Origin of the sequence: Salipiger sp. D13, assembly GCF_003703915.1 — a bacterium.
Taxonomy (GTDB): Bacteria; Pseudomonadota; Alphaproteobacteria; order Rhodobacterales; family Rhodobacteraceae; genus Salipiger; species Salipiger profundus.
This window is the reverse complement of record NZ_RAPJ01000008.1, coordinates 42,071-56,044: the sequence shown is the minus strand read 5'-3', so window position 1 is coordinate 56,044 and position 13,974 is coordinate 42,071. Positions and strand designations below refer to the sequence as shown.

At 68.0% G+C, this 13,974-nt stretch carries 17 protein-coding genes; 9 read left to right on the top strand and 8 right to left on the bottom strand.

Going from position 1 to position 13,974, the window contains the following annotated elements:
* The first annotated feature begins 23 nt into the window (after positions 1 to 23).
* From pqqB to pqqE, 4 genes are all read left to right on the top strand, one after another.
* Positions 24 to 920 (top strand): pyrroloquinoline quinone biosynthesis protein PqqB, encoded by an 897-nt coding sequence (gene pqqB / locus D6860_RS18135; protein WP_076622855.1) that lies wholly within the window; start codon positions 24 to 26, stop codon positions 918 to 920.
* Entirely contained in the window at positions 917 to 1,666 is a 750-nt protein-coding gene (gene pqqC, locus D6860_RS18130) for a pyrroloquinoline-quinone synthase PqqC (protein WP_076622854.1), read from the top strand. The genes pqqB and pqqC overlap by 4 nt, the downstream gene beginning before the upstream one ends.
* Positions 1,666 to 1,938: a pyrroloquinoline quinone biosynthesis peptide chaperone PqqD gene (gene pqqD, locus D6860_RS18125; protein WP_076622853.1), complete on the top strand. Its 273-nt coding sequence runs from the start codon at positions 1,666 to 1,668 to the stop codon at positions 1,936 to 1,938. Before pqqC ends, pqqD begins: the two co-directional genes overlap by 1 nt.
* 214 nt (positions 1,939 to 2,152) lie before the next feature.
* A complete protein-coding gene (gene pqqE / locus D6860_RS18120; RefSeq protein WP_076622852.1) occupies positions 2,153 to 3,265 on the top strand; it encodes a pyrroloquinoline quinone biosynthesis protein PqqE in 1,113 nt (370 codons plus the stop codon).
* Positions 3,266 to 3,305: 40 nt separating this feature from the next.
* Here the strand turns inward: pqqE and D6860_RS18115 are convergent, their stop codons facing one another.
* The 3 genes from D6860_RS18115 to D6860_RS18105 form a co-directional block, all read right to left on the bottom strand.
* Positions 3,306 to 4,244, bottom strand: a complete 939-nt coding sequence (locus D6860_RS18115; protein WP_083697765.1) for an inositol monophosphatase family protein — start codon at positions 4,242 to 4,244, stop codon at positions 3,306 to 3,308.
* Between the two features lie 71 nt (positions 4,245 to 4,315).
* Entirely contained in the window at positions 4,316 to 6,841 is a 2,526-nt protein-coding gene (locus D6860_RS18110; protein WP_076622851.1) for an ABC transporter permease, read from the bottom strand.
* Positions 6,838 to 7,530 carry an ABC transporter ATP-binding protein gene (locus D6860_RS18105; RefSeq protein WP_076622850.1) on the bottom strand — a complete coding sequence of 231 codons (693 nt, stop codon included), beginning with the start codon at positions 7,528 to 7,530 and terminating at the stop codon, positions 6,838 to 6,840. Before D6860_RS18105 ends, D6860_RS18110 begins: the two co-directional genes overlap by 4 nt.
* A 16-nt stretch (positions 7,531 to 7,546) precedes the next feature.
* Between D6860_RS18105 and D6860_RS18100 the strand changes: the two genes are divergently transcribed.
* On the top strand, positions 7,547 to 8,233 hold the full coding sequence (locus D6860_RS18100; protein ID WP_076625291.1) for an arylesterase: 687 nt from the start codon (positions 7,547 to 7,549) through the stop codon (positions 8,231 to 8,233).
* 20 nt (positions 8,234 to 8,253) lie between these two features.
* Here D6860_RS18100 and D6860_RS18095 read toward each other — a convergent pair whose 3' ends face one another.
* On the bottom strand, positions 8,254 to 8,457 hold the full coding sequence (locus D6860_RS18095; protein WP_017468627.1) for a hypothetical protein: 204 nt from the start codon (positions 8,455 to 8,457) through the stop codon (positions 8,254 to 8,256).
* 178 nt (positions 8,458 to 8,635) lie between these two features.
* A complete protein-coding gene (locus D6860_RS18090; protein WP_076622849.1) occupies positions 8,636 to 9,196 on the bottom strand; it encodes a L,D-transpeptidase in 561 nt (186 codons plus the stop codon).
* Between the two features lie 144 nt (positions 9,197 to 9,340).
* On the opposite strand from D6860_RS18090, the gene trxC reads away from it, so the two are divergent.
* Positions 9,341 to 9,766, top strand: a complete 426-nt coding sequence (trxC, locus tag D6860_RS18085; protein WP_179949486.1) for a thioredoxin TrxC — start codon at positions 9,341 to 9,343, stop codon at positions 9,764 to 9,766.
* A gap of 16 nt (positions 9,767 to 9,782) precedes the next feature.
* Here the strand turns inward: trxC and D6860_RS18080 are convergent, their stop codons facing one another.
* The 3 genes from D6860_RS18080 to fliL are packed head-to-tail and all read right to left on the bottom strand — an operon-like array spanning position 9,783 to position 11,349.
* Positions 9,783 to 10,427: a MotE family protein gene (locus D6860_RS18080; protein WP_076622847.1), complete on the bottom strand. Its 645-nt coding sequence runs from the start codon at positions 10,425 to 10,427 to the stop codon at positions 9,783 to 9,785.
* Positions 10,427 to 10,786 (bottom strand): hypothetical protein, encoded by a 360-nt coding sequence (locus tag D6860_RS18075; RefSeq protein ID WP_017467967.1) that lies wholly within the window; start codon positions 10,784 to 10,786, stop codon positions 10,427 to 10,429. Before D6860_RS18075 ends, D6860_RS18080 begins: the two co-directional genes overlap by 1 nt.
* A gap of 11 nt (positions 10,787 to 10,797) precedes the next feature.
* Complete coding sequence (gene fliL, locus D6860_RS18070; RefSeq protein ID WP_076622846.1) at positions 10,798 to 11,349, bottom strand: flagellar basal body-associated FliL family protein; 552 nt, start codon at positions 11,347 to 11,349, stop codon at positions 10,798 to 10,800.
* 116 nt (positions 11,350 to 11,465) lie between these two features.
* Here fliL and fliF point away from each other — a divergent pair, with 116 nt between their 5' ends.
* Genes fliF through D6860_RS18055 form a run of 3 tightly spaced genes read left to right on the top strand, consistent with a single transcriptional unit; the run spans position 11,466 to position 13,973 of the window.
* Positions 11,466 to 13,091, top strand: a complete 1,626-nt coding sequence (gene fliF, locus D6860_RS18065) for a flagellar basal-body MS-ring/collar protein FliF (RefSeq protein ID WP_076622845.1) — start codon at positions 11,466 to 11,468, stop codon at positions 13,089 to 13,091.
* Positions 13,088 to 13,693 (top strand): FliH/SctL family protein, encoded by a 606-nt coding sequence (locus D6860_RS18060; protein ID WP_076622844.1) that lies wholly within the window; start codon positions 13,088 to 13,090, stop codon positions 13,691 to 13,693. The genes fliF and D6860_RS18060 overlap by 4 nt, the downstream gene beginning before the upstream one ends.
* Complete coding sequence (locus D6860_RS18055; protein ID WP_076622843.1) at positions 13,686 to 13,973, top strand: FliM/FliN family flagellar motor switch protein; 288 nt, start codon at positions 13,686 to 13,688, stop codon at positions 13,971 to 13,973. Before D6860_RS18060 ends, D6860_RS18055 begins: the two co-directional genes overlap by 8 nt.
* Position 13,974 lies beyond the last annotated feature (1 nt).

The following is a 13,974-nucleotide window of genomic DNA, read 5'->3' as shown; positions in this document are numbered from 1 at the left end:
CTGACGCGCGCGGGAGACGACCAATGACATTCCGCGCGCGCATTCTCGGAGCCGCTGCCGGGGGCGGACTGCCCCAGTGGAACTGCGGCTGCGAGAACTGCCGGCTCGCACGGGCCGGCACCATCCCGGCCCAGACGCAGAGCTCTCTCGCCGTATCGGCGAACGGCACCGACTGGGCCATCCTGAATGCTTCGCCCGACATCCGCGACCAACTGGCCCGCACACCCGAGTTGCATCCGACCGGGCTGCGGGACATGCCGCTGCGCTCGGTGCTGTTGACCAACGGCGACATCGACCACGTCGCGGGGCTGCTGACGCTACGCGAGATGCAGCCCTTCACGCTTTACGCGACCGCCGGCATCCATGACGTGCTGGCCGAAAACCCGATTTTTTCAGCACTGAACCCGTCGGTGGTGACCCGCGAGACGGTGGCTCTGGAAAAACCCGCCGAAATCGCGCCCGGTCTTACGGCCACGCTGTTCCCCGTGCCGGGCAAGGTGCCGCTCTACATGGAGGGCGAGACAGTCGAGACCGATCTCGTCGGCGAGCAGACTGTCGGTGTCGAACTGAAGGCGGGGGGCCAGACGGCCTATTACATCCCCGGCTGCGCGCTTCTGAACGATGCCCTGCGCGCGCGCCTCGCCGGTGCGTCGCTGCTGTTCTTCGATGGCACGCTCTGGCGTGATGACGAGATGGTGCAGGCGGGGCTCGGCAACAAGACCGGCAAGCGCATGGGCCACATGTCGATGAGCGGCGATGACGGCTCGATCGCCGCATTCGGCGAGATGGACATCGGCCGCAAGGTCTTTGTCCACATGAACAACACGAACCCCGTTCTGCGGCCCGACTCGGAAGAGCGCCGGGCAGCGGAGAAGGCGGGATGGACCATCGGTCAGGACGGAATGGAGGTATCGGCATGACCCAGACACGCGAGGCCTTCGAGGCCCGGCTGCGCCAGATCGGCGCCGAGCGCTACCATGACCGGCACCCGTTCCATCACCGGCTGCATGGCGGCGACTGCACGCCCGACCAGGTGCGGGCGTGGGTCATCAACCGCTACTACTACCAGCATTCGATCCCGATGAAGGACGCGGCCTTCATGTCGCGCGTCGAAGATCCCGACCTGCGCCGTGCCTGGCGCTCGCGGATCGAGGATCACGACGGCACCGACACGAAGGAGGGCGGCATCCGCCGCTGGCTGCGCCTGGCCGAGGCGGTGGGGCTCGATCCCGACTACGTCGCCTCGCGCGAGGGGGTGATGCCGGCCACGAAATTCGCCGTCGACGCCTATGTCCGCTTCGTGCGCGACAAGTCCCTGCTCGAGGCGGTGGCTGCATCGCTCACCGAGCTCTTCGCGCCGGCAATCCACGCCAACCGGATCGAGGGGCTGCTGAAGAACTACGACTTCGCCGACGACTCGTCGCTGTCCTACTTCCGCAACCGGCTGACAGAGGCGCCCAAGGACGTGGCTTTCGGACTGAAGTGGGTGCTCGACCACGCCGACACGCAGGAAAAGCAGGACATGGCGGCCAACGCTCTGATCTTCAAGACGGATGTCCTGTGGTCGCAGCTCGATGCGCTCTGGGCGGCCTACGTCGAACCCGGCCTCGTTCCGCCGGGCGCCTGGGTGCCGGGCGAGGGGCTGGCCGACGCGCGGGCGGCCTGATGGCCCCGGAAGAGATCCCCGTCCTGCCGCGCGGTGTGCGGCTGCACCGCGACCGCGTGCGCGACACATGGGTGCTGCTGGCGCCCGAACGCGCCATCACCCTCGACCAGGTCGGCCACGCCATCCTCTCCGAGGTGGACGGACTGCGCAGTTTCGGCGAGATCACCGCCGATCTGGCGGCCAAATACGATGCCCCGCAGGAGCAGATCGCCAAGGACAGCGCCGGTTTCCTCGGCGCACTGCGCGAGCGGCGCTTCCTCGAGGTGGCATGAGGGTGCGCGGCCTCGTCGCGATTGGCAGGGCCGCCTCCGGTCGGGCGCCTGTCGCGCAAGGACAACACGAGGCAATCGCCTTTCAATTACCGGCGCCCGTCTCGGGACGGCCGCCAGACGCCCGCCCTTGGGGAGGGGCGGGCCTGACCCGGCTTCCGGCCTGGCTGACAAGGATCGAACGACGCGCCCGTCCCCGGCGCGGGGAGCTTCCGACATGACCACCGCGCGCCCGCCCATCGCCATGCTGGCCGAACTCACGCACCGCTGCCCGCTGTCCTGTCCCTACTGCTCGAACCCCATCGAAATGGCGCGGCAGGATCGCGAGCTGTCGACTGACCAGTGGAAGGACGTCTTCGCGCAGGCCGCCGATCTCGGCGTGCTGCAGCTGCACCTGTCGGGCGGCGAGCCGGCCACGCGCCGCGACCTCGAGGAGCTGGTGCAGGCGGCGCGCGACGCGGGGCTTTATACCAACCTCATCACCTCGGGTATCGGACTGACCGAGAAGCGGCTTCGGGCGCTCGACGCGGCAGGGCTAGACCACGTGCAGCTCAGCCTGCAGGGCACGACGCCCGAGATGGCCGACGAGATCGGCGGCTACCGGGGCGGTTTCAAGCGCAAGATGCAGGTTGCCGAGTGGATCGGCGCCATCGGGTTCCCGCTGACGCTCAACGCCGTGCTGCACCGGCGCAACCTGCACCAGCTGCCGCGTGCTCTGGAGATGGCCGTCGAGATGGGGGCGCGGCGCATCGAGGTGGCCACTGTGCAGTTCCACGGCTGGGCGCTCAAGAACCGCGACGCGCTGATGCCGACGAAGGCGCAGGCCGACGAGGCCACGCGCATCGTGCAGGAGGCGCGGCTGCGGCTGAAGGGCACGCTGGTGATCGACTACGTGCCGGCGGACTACCACTCGGACTACCCCAAGCGCTGCATGGGCGGCTGGGGTTCGACCGGGCTCAACGTCGCGCCCGACGGGCAGGTGCTGCCGTGTCATGCGGCGCAGACGATCCCGCATCTGACCTTCGACAATGTGCGGGACAGGGCGCTGTCCGAGATCTGGTACGACGGCGCCGCCTTCAATGCCTATCGCGGCACCGACTGGATGCCCGAGCCATGCGCCAGCTGCGAGCGCAAGACCGTCGATTTCGGCGGGTGCCGCTGTCAGGCGATGGCGCTGGCGGGCGACCCTGCCGCGACCGACCCGGTCTGCGTGAAGTCTCCGCATCACGTCGACCTGCAGGCGCGGGCCGAGGCCCACGCCGCCGCCGAGGACGCGGCCCTGGTCTATCGCGGCCAGCCCGGCAAGCCGGTGATCGAACCCGCCGAATGAGCCCGGTAGGGTGGGCGAGAGCCCACCCGTGCCGGACCGCTCAGCCTTCGCCGCTCTCGGGTGCCTCCGAGGGGCCCTCGTCAGGCTCATCGTCCGTCACGGCGGTCGCGGCGGGCGTGTCGAGCAGGAAGGACATCGCGTCCCGGATGCGCTCCCACGTCTCGAGGTTGGCGGCGCAGAGCAGGTAGCCCTCGCGCTTGGCGGCGTTGTAGTCGGAGCCGTCGAGCATCGCGACATGGCCGCCCGCGCACTGGCAGAGCAGCGCACCGGCCGCGTGGTCCCAGGGCGTCAGCCCGGCGGACAGCACGAAATCCACGTGACCCTGTGCCAGCATCCGCATCTCGTGCGCCGAGCAGCGCAGCGAGAGCACCCGCTCGAAGCGCGGCAGCAGCGCGGCCATCTCGCCCTGCTTGTCCTTGGGCAGCATGTAGAGCGGCAGGTAGCCCTGCAGGTCCGCGAGTGCTCCACCCGCCGAGACCGACAGCGCCCTTGTGCTACGGCGCTTGGGCACCACCATCTCGGCCGCGCCGCCGCTGTCGCCGATGACGAAATCGTCCATCACCGGGTCGTAGATCAGCCCGAAGATCGGTACGCCGAAGCGCAGCGCCGAGATGATCACCCCGAAGGTCGACAGCCCGTGCGCGTAGTTCCAGGTGCCGTCGACCGGGTCGATGGTAAAGGCAAGCTCGGCGTCGGCGATCCGGTCACGGACCTCGGGGTTCTTCGCGACATCCTCTTCGCCGACGATCAGCGCGTTCGGGAAGAGCCCCACGAGCCCGCGCGCGATCATCGCCTCCGAGGCGTGGTCGGCCTCGGTCACGAGATCCTGCCTGCTGGTCTTCTGGGCGATGTCGCTGGCGTCGAGCCTGCGGAAGCGGGGCATGATCTCGGTGCGCGCGGCACGGCGCACGAGGTTCATGATCGAACTGCGCTGCGCCCGGGTCAGCGTCGAGATCGGCATGGGAAGGGAATCGCTCATGGGAGGGTCGTCCTTGTCAGCCTGCGGTCGCCTACAGGCTTTGCCAGTCGGTCCCCGAGGGTTCAAGGCTCCTATTCGCGGGCGCGCAGGACCTGCGCGGGACGCGCGGCAAGTGGCCGCCACGCGAAGCCGATCCCGGCGAGCAGTGTCGCCAGCACGCCCCCGGCGATGATGCCGATGGCCGAGGACCAGACGACGGTGAAATCCGTCTCCATGATGTAGTGGCTCACGGCCCAGCCCCCGAGGATGCCGGCCCCCAGCGCCACCACGCCTGCCGCCGCGCCCAGCAGCGCCGAGCGCAGGGCGAAGCTTTGCAGGATGCGGGCGCGCGATGCGCCGAGGGTTTTCAGCACCGCCGCCTCGTAGGTTCGGGCGCCTTCACCCGCCGCCGCCGCGCCGATCAGCACGAGAAAGCCGGTGAGCAGGGTCGCGGCAGCCCCCCAGCGGATCGCCGCGCCGATGCCCTCGAGCAGCTCGGCCACCCGGTCGATGGCGTCACGCACCCGGATCGCTGTGATGTTCGGATAGGCGTCGGCGAGATCGCGCAGGATCTGTGCCTCGGCCTCGGGCTCGGCGTAGACGGTCGAGATGAAGGTATGCGGCGCACCCTGAAGGGCCGTCGGGTTCAGCGTCATCACGAAGCCGATGCCGGCGGTCGAGAAATCCACGTCGCGGAAGCTGGTGATCGTCGCGGTGATGTCGCGACCGAGCACGTTGAAGGTGATCTCGTCACCGAGGTTCAGGCCGATCTCCTCGGCCTCTTCGGCGGCGAAGCTGATCTGGGGCGGGCCGTCGTAATCCTCGGGCCACCACTCCCCGGCGGTGACGGTGGTGCGGCTGTCGGGTTGCGCGGCATAGGTGATGCCCCGGTCGCCGCGCACCACCCAGTGATCGCCGGCGACCTCCTGCGCATTCTGTCCGTTGATCCGGGTGATCACGCCCCGCAGCATCGGCGCGGTGTCGACGCGGCCGACCGCCGGGTCGCTTTCGAGCCGCTCGAGGTAGCCATCGATCTGGTTGGGCTGGATGTCGACGAAGAAATACGACGGCGCCACGTCCGGCAGGTCGCGCTGGATGGCGTTGCGCAGGTTTCCGTCGATCTGTCCGATGGCCGCGAGCACCGACAGCCCGAGCCCGAGCGACAGCACCACCGAGGCGGCGGTCTCGCGCGGGCCGCCGATGGCGCCGAGCGCCCACCGCCACACGGGGCGCCCCCGCATCGCAGGCGTGGCACGGTGCGCGAGCGCGCGGATGCCCGTCGCCGCCACGGCAAGGATGACCAGCGCGCCGAGGATGCCGCCGGCCGTCCAGAGCGTGATGCGCGGATCGCCCGAGAACACCATCGCCACGCCCACGAGCAGCGCCAGCAGCGCCGCCGTCGCCACCACGTAGCGCCGGGCGGGCAGGGCGCGGGCGCTGTCGAGCGCGTCACGGAAGAGCGCGGCGGCGCGCACTTCCTCGGTACGGGCGAGCGGCCACAGGGTGAAGAGCAGCGCGGTCAGCACGCCGTAGACCGCCGCCTCGGCCAGCGGGCCGGGATAGAGGGTGAACATCACCGGGATCGGCAGCGACGCCGCGATGATCGGGGCGAACAGCAGCGGGATCACCGCGCCCAGCACCAGCCCGATGGCGATGCCGAGCAGGCCGAGGGCCCCTATCTGGAGGAAGTAGGTCAGGAAGATGACACGCCGACTGGCGCCCAGGGTCCGCAGTGTCGCGATGACGCCGGTCTTGCGCGCGAGGTAGGCGCGCACCGCCGCCGAGACGCCGATGCCGCCGACGGCGAGCCCCGAGAGCCCGACCAGCACGAGGAAGCTTGCGAGCCGGTCGACGAAGCGGGCGATGCCGGGGGCGCCGTTGCGGGCGTCGCGCCAGCGGATGCCGGTGTCCTGGAAGCGCGCCTCGGCCTCGGCGCGCAGCGCGTCCATGTCGGTGCCGTCAGGCACCAGCAAGCGGTATTCGCTCTCGTAGAGCGAGCCGGGCGCCAGCAGGCCGGAGGAGGCGAGGTCGGAGGTCCGCACCAGCGTCCGCGGACCCAGCCCGAAGCCGTCGCCGGCGTCGTCGGGTTCGGTCTCGATGATCGCGGAAAGCGTGAAGCTCTGGGTGCCCAGCCGGAAGCTGTCGCCGGGAGACAGGCCCAGCCGGTCGGCAAGCACCGGCGCCATCACTGCGCCCGGCTGCGTATCGCCGTCGAGCGCCTGCGCCAGCGGCATCGGCGGGTCGAGCCGCATCTCGCCCAGCAGCGGGTAGGCGTCGTCGACCGATTTCACCTGTGTCAGGCCGCGTTCGGGGCCGTCCGGTCCGTCGACCACGGCCATCGAGCGGAAGTCGGTGATCTCGGAGAGCGCTGTCGAGACGCTCTCGAGCCAGGCGCGCTCTTCGTCCGAGGCGAAGCGATAGGTGAATTCCGCCTGCGCGTCGCCTCCAAGCAGGATTGCCCCCTGGTCGGTCAGCCCCGCCTGAATGGCCGAGCGCACCGAGCCGACCCCGGCGATGGCGGCGACCCCGAGCGCAAGGCAGGCGAGGAAGATGCGGAAGCCGCGCAGGCCGCCGCGCAACTCGCGCCGGGCAAAGCGCGCCGCCGTGCCAAGGCTCATTCCGCGGCCCTCATCCGGGCATCGTCGACGCGCCCGTCGGTGAGCCGCACGACCCGGTCACAGCGCTGTGCGAGCGCATGCGCGTGGGTGACCAGCACCAGCGTCGCGCCGTGGCGGTCGCGCAGGCCGAACAGCATCTCCATGATCGCGTCGCCGTTCTTGCCGTCGAGATTGCCCGTGGGCTCGTCGGCCAGAAGGATGTCCGGCCGTGGCGCCGCGGCCCGTGCCAGCGCCACCCGCTGCTGTTCGCCGCCCGACATCTGCGCGGGGTAGTGATCGGCCCGGTGGGCGAGACCAACCGCCTCGAGCTCGGCCTGCGCGCGCTCGAAGGCGTCGGATGCGCCTGCCAGTTCGAGCGGGGTGGCCACGTTCTCGAGCGCGGTCATGGTGGGGATCAGGTTGAAGCTCTGGAAGACCACGCCCATGTGGTCGCGGCGAAACCGCGCGAGCTGGTCCTCGTCCAGGGCGGTGAGATCGTGCCCTAGCGCATCGACCCGGCCGCTTGTCGCCCGTTCGAGCCCGCCCATGATCATCAGCAGCGAGGACTTGCCGCTTCCGGACGGCCCGATCAGCCCGAGCGTTTCCCCTTTCGCCACGTCGAGAGAGATGCCATGCAGGATTTCCACCATTCCGGCATTGCCGCGAAGGCTGAGCGTGACATCTTTGAGGGCGATCACGGGATCAGGCATGAAGGAGCGTCCGGAAATGATGCGTTCGCTTACATATGGGGCCATGGGCCTGCGCAGCAAGGTCACGCTGGCGGGGTTCCTGCTCTGCGGTGTGGCGGCGCCGCTGAAGGCCGAAACGGTGCATCTTCTGGCGCTGGGGGACAGCCTGACACAGGGATACGGGCTGATCGAGCAGGATGGATTCGTGCCGCAGCTTCGCAGCTGGCTGGCAGATCACGGGCATGATGTCAGGATCGTGAACGCCGGTGTCTCGGGCGACACGACGGCGGGCGGGCTCTCGCGGGTCGAGTGGTCGCTGACGCCGGAGATCGACGGCATGATCGTGGCGCTTGGCGGCAACGACCTGCTGCGCGGTCTGCCGCCCGAAAGCAGCCGCGCCAACCTCGAGGGGATTCTCGAGGTGGCCGAGGCGCAGGAGGTCGAGGTACTGCTTGTCGGGATGCGCGCGCCTGGGAACTATGGACCCGACTTCAAGGCGACTTTCGACGCGATGTATCCCGAGCTGTCCGAAGCGTATGGGACGCTCTACTACCCAAGCTTCTTCGAGGGAATCGTGAGTGAGGGTGAGGCGCCTGCCAGCGCTGCTGGGCTGATGCAGGCCGATGGCATCCATCCGAATGCCGAAGGCGTGTCGCGGATCGTTGAGGCAATGGGACCGGCGGTCGAAGAGCTTATCGCGCGCGTCGGCGCGGACGAAGAATGACGCGTGTGCCAGAGGAAGCGTCAGCGCACGGCCCGTGCCGTCAGGGTCAGGGGCAGTAGGTAAGTCCGCACCCCGCAGGCGAAATACGGCAGCGCGAAAGTTGCGAAAGCGATGATGAAGTAAAGACTGATGGCAGTGGCCAGCGACAGTCCGAATAAGGCCCAGACCGTTGTCGCGGTGAACAGGCCGAGGATGCTGCCGAAGAGAAAGCCAATCAGTGCCATGCGAGTCTCCAATCCAGTAGTCTTCTAGGTCGCGTGTCTTACTGAATTATTAATCGCGGAAGATTGGGGCTCGATTTCGGCAATTGCGCGACGACCCGGCGGCACTGAGCCTGAAAGGGGAGCCGTGGTTAACAGACCGCGCGCGGCGTGCATGCCGCGCGCCATGGTCCTGCTTGCCTCAGAGTACCGTCACCGGGGTGCCGATCGGCACGCGATTGTACAGATCGATGACATGCTCGTTCAGCATCCGGATACAACCGTTCGAAACGGATCGACCGATGGATTCCGGGGCGGTAGTGCCATGGATCCGGTAGAAGGTGTCACGGCCGTTCTGGAAAAGATACAGCGCACGTGCTCCGAGCGGGTTCGTCGGACCGCCCGGCTGAACGTAGTCCGTATCCTTGAACTTGCCGTAGGCGCCGGGATCGCGCTCGATCATCTCCTGCGTCGGCCGCCAGGTCGGCCATTCCTTCTTGACCTGGATGATGGCGTCGCCGGTGAATTCGAGCCCGGCGCGGCCGACGCCGACACCGTAACGGATCGCGCGGCCCGGGGCCGTGATGTAATAGAGAAAATGCGCACGCGGCAGGATCAGGATCTGCTGGGGCTGAAGCTCGCTCTTGATCCGTACCTCTTGCGGCCGATACCTCGGCTCGACCTCGAAAGCATAGGCCGGAGCCGTGGCGGCAAGCGTGGCCCCGGCGGCAGCGGTGGAGACGAATTTGCGGCGGGTGATCATGGACAAGACTCGATTTCCCCTGTGACGTTTCAATCATTCTGATCGGACATAACGCGAAATCAATGCAGAGTTTCCCAACCCCGTTGTAACGATGGCGTGCACGACACACATTTTTATAGTGGAATGTAACCTGGAGGCGGGATTATGGCAAAATTGATATGTTTCGAATGCGGTCAGGCAAACCGCGTTCCCGAAGAGCGTCTGGCGGCCGGGCCGAAGTGCGGCACCTGCGGCGCGCGGCTGCTGGAGGGAAAGGCCCGCGACATCGATCCGGACACCCTCTCGAAGGCAATTCGCACCGATGATCTGCCGCTCGTGGTCGACTTCTGGGCGCCCTGGTGTGGCCCCTGTCGCATGATGGCTCCCGAGTTCTCGAAGGCTGCCGCAAGCCTCAAGGGGCGTGCGCGCCTGGTGAAGCTGAACACCGAAGCGCACCCGGATGCCGCGCGCCGGTTCGGCATCCGCGGTATTCCCACCATGATTGCCTTCCGCGGCGGGCGGGAAACGGGCCGCCAGTCGGGGGCCCTCCCGGCAGCGCAGATCGAGGCGTTCGCCGGACAGACGGTCTGAGCGGCGGCTCCATTTATCATTGCTTCGGTGCGGCGGCGTTGCGGCCGGCGAGCATAACGCTGATGGTATAGGCCGTCTGCGGGTCGAGCCCGGCCATGATGGCCGCCGCTGCATCGGGCCGCATCCGGCCAAGGAAACCGGCCGCGAACTCGGCGTCCATCTCCTGAAAGAGCGCGGCCGCCTGTTTCGGCTTCATGGTGGCGTAGACCTGGGTGAGTCGCGAGACATCGTCTTCGGCAGCGGTCTCGGCCATCGCGAGGGTGGCGCGCAGTTTCTCTTCGGTCTCCTGCATCGCCGTCATGCGCCGTTCGATCTCCTGCTCGGCGATCGAGAGCGCCTGCAACCGTTTCTGAAGGGCTGACTCGCGCTTCGCGACGCGCTCCTCGCGGCCGCGCAGGGCGTCGAGGATGGGGGCAATGTCCTCCTCGGTCGCGCAGGTCGGCAGTGCGGAGGTGTCCGCCGGGGAATGCTCTGCCTCTGCGACGACAGGCACCGGTGCGGGCGGTGTGTCGGGCTCCACTGCGAGCGCCGCGCCGGCCTGCACGGCGACCCGCGCCACCGCCGAGCTGATCATCAGTGCGCCGATGACCGCGAGCACGCTGCGCCCGCGTCGCTTGGGGCGTCGAGAGGGCGCGGGCGGTTTCCGGAAAAGCGATCTCATCACGATGCTCCGCGCTTGGGGTGACGGAAGAACATCGGTTCCGGCTCTTCCGCGGTGGATGGCGTCGCGCCGGATTCGGGAAGATCGTGCATGGAGGCGAGCAGAAGCTCGAGCCGCTTGGCCACCTCTTCCGATCGTTCCGTCAGCTCTTCAAGCGACGATGACGAGGCGCCCGCTGCGGTTCGTGCCGTGTCGAGGGTGCGTGTGAGATCGTCGACCTGGGCGGACAGGACAGCGACGGCGCCGCCGACCCCTTTCTCGAGGTCAGTGAACTTCGACAGGCGGCGCGACAGCACGAAGCAGTAGAAGCCCGCCCCGAGGGCGCCGGCCACAAGCAGGATATCGGCAATGACTTCCATATTTTTCTCCCTCAGTTCAGCACGAATTCCATGACCAGGAGATCGCGCACCCGGTCCTCGCCCGCGACGAGCTGGATGCGGCGGAGCATCTGCCCGCGAATCCGGATCAGGGCGCCCGGTGCCTCTATGTCTGCAGGCCGCAGCGCGCGGAGGTAGCTGTTGAGCACGTCGATGACCCTCGGTTTCAGGGTTTCGACCTCACCGGCATGGTCCGGCGCGACCTCGAGGCTGGCCTGAAACCGCAGATGATGCATGTCGGATGTGCGCCCCATCGAGATGATAAGCTGCGGCAGTTCGACGAATGCGACACGGGCGTCCGGCATTGGTGCGTCGCTGTCATGCGCGTTGGCATGCGAACCTCCGTCCGCTTCGGCCGGCGCACCATGGTCGGCCTCTTTGCTGGCGGCGGAGCCGCCGAATGGAAGCAGCCCGGACCATGCCGCGTAGAAGCCACCGCCGCCCCCTGCGAGCGCGAGAACGAGCCCGATCAGCAGCGGCAGTTTCGACGCTTTCTTCGGCTCCGCGGTCTCATCGACCGGAGCGTCTGCGGTGGCATCCGACATGGGCAGACCTCTTGTTTCCGACGTCGGCGTTATAGCCACGCAGGAACTAACCGATTGTTAAGTCTGATGCTCCAAAGATGCGGCACCGGGCAGAACGGTCGGAACGGAGGTTGGTCTTGCAACAACTCGCGCAAATCTGGGAGCGTCTCGGCGCGCGCCGCAGGGTGATCGTCATGGTAGCCACGGCGGCCATGATGATCTCGGTGCTGGCTATGGCACGGATGACCGGCTCGCCTACGCTTGCCCTGCTCTACGCCGGGCTTGAGAATGGCGCCGCGGGCGAGGTCGTCGAGGCGCTGGAACAGCGCGGGGTGCCCTACGAGGTGCGCGGCGGGGCGATCTTCGTGCCCGAACTGCAGCGGGATGCCCTGCGAATGACGTTGGCGAGCGAGGGGCTGCCGGCGAATTCGACGAAAGGGTATGAGCTGCTCGACGGCCTGTCGGGCTTCGGAACCACCTCGCAGATGTTCGATGCCGCCTACTGGCGCGCCAAGGAGGGCGAGCTTGCGCGCACCATCGTGGCGAGCCCCTACATCGCCACCGCGCGGGTGCACATCGCGAATTCCAGTGCGAATCCTTTCCAGCGCGATGTCACGCCGACCGCCTCGGTGTCGGTGACGAGTGCGGGCGAGGTGCTGTCCGCGGCGCAGGCGCGGGCCCTGAAGTATCTTGTCGCCTCGGCGGTGCCCGGTCTCGTGCCCGAGAATGTCGCGGTGATCGACGGCAAGGGCGGGCTCATCGGGGCCGAGGACGAGCGGGGCAGTGGTCCGACCACCGAGGACAAGGCCGCGCAGATGCGCGACCGGGTGCAGCGCCTGGTCGAGGCGCGGGTCGGCCAGGGCAATGCGGTCGTCGAGCTCAGTCTCGACACCGTTACCGAGAGCGAGACGATCCGGCAGCGGCAGTTCGATCCGGAAGGCCGGGTGGTGATCTCGACCGATACGTCCGAGGATACAAGCACCTCGCAGGACAGCGGTGGTGGCGACGTGACGGTGGCCTCGAACCTGCCGGCCGGGCAGGCCGGAGGTGGCGGCGACAGCTCCTCGAGCCAGAGCAGCGAAACCCGTGAGCGGGTGAACTACGAGGTCTCCGAGACGATGCGCGAGGTCACGCGCGTGCCGGGCGCGATCAAGCGGCTGACGGTCGCCGTCCTGGTCAACGGCAGCTACGACGCGGCCGCGGACGGCACGCAGACCTTCGTGCCGCTGCCCGAGCCGCAGCTCGCGGCGCTGCGTGATCTCGTGGCCTCGGCGGTCGGCTTCGACGAGGAACGAGGTGACGAGATCACGATCCGCTCGCTGCCGTTCGAGCGCCCCGAGGGGCTCGGGACGGGCCCCATCGAGCCGGGCTGGTTCTCGATGCCCCTCGATCCGATGCTGCTCATCCAGATGGCGATCCTGGCGGTGGTGGCGCTGGTGCTGGGGCTCTTCGTGGTGCGCCCGATCCTTTCGGGCCCGGCGCGTCTGGACGCATCTGATGCAGCTGGCGGTGCGCTCGCCCTTCCGCCCTATGAGAACGGCGCCTCGCCCGCGCTTGACGGGGAGCTCGATGGCGACGCCGACTTTGCCCCGCTCGCGCCGCTGGCAGGTGGCGAGGGCTTCGGGGGCATGGGAATGGTGGATTTCGATGCGCCTGTGGAAGAGGACCCGGTCGACCGGCTGCGCACCCTCATCGAGGCACGCAAGGACGAAACCGTCGAGATTCTGCGCAGCTGGCTGGATGAAAAGGAAGAAGTGCAATGACCCGGCTGGGCGACGTGCTCGAGGATTTCGGCGTTCCCTCGACCTACGCGGAACCGCCGCCTGCGCCGCGGGACGAGGACGAGTTAGAGGCTGCCCGGCTCGAGAGCTTCGACACCGGCTACCGCGCCGGTTGGGACGATGCGCTGAAGGCGCAGTCGGAGGACCAAACGCGAATCTCCAGCGATTTCGCACAGAACCTGCAGGATCTCTCCTTCACCTACCACGAAGCCTGCGCGCAGGTGCTCAACGGTATCTCGCCCCTGCTCGAGGAGGTGGTCGGCAAGCTGTTGCCCGCCATGCTGCGCGAAACGCTCGGGCTGCATGTGGCCGAACAGCTCTCGCGGATGGCCCGCGAGATCGGTGCGCTCGAGGTCGAGATCGCGGTGGCCCCCGGTTGCACCGAGGCGGTCGCCCCGCTGCTCGAGGCCGACGTCGGCTTTCCCCTTCGTCTGGTCGAGGACGAGACGCTCGCCGAGGGGCAGGCCGACATCCGCTTCGCGGGGACCGAAAAGCAGATCGACCTTTCCAGCCTCGTGAACGACGTCGCACAGGCGGTGCGCGGGTTCATGCACGACAATCGCAGGAGCATCGCCCATGGATGACCAGGCCGAGACCGCGCGCGCCGAGGGCGCGACCCCCTTTACCAGCGTGCCCATCGAGATCACCGTCTCGGTGGGGCGAGCCCGGCCGCTGGTGCGCGACCTGCTGAAGCTCGGGGAAGGGTCGGTACTAACGCTCGACAAGCGTCTCGAGGATCCGGTCGAGCTTTACGTCGGGGATCGCCTGATCGGGATCGGTGCACTCGAGGTCGTCGAGGGGGGCGACAACGGCCAGCTCGCGGTGCGTCTGACCGAAGTCGTCGATCTCAAGAGCCCCTCCTGAC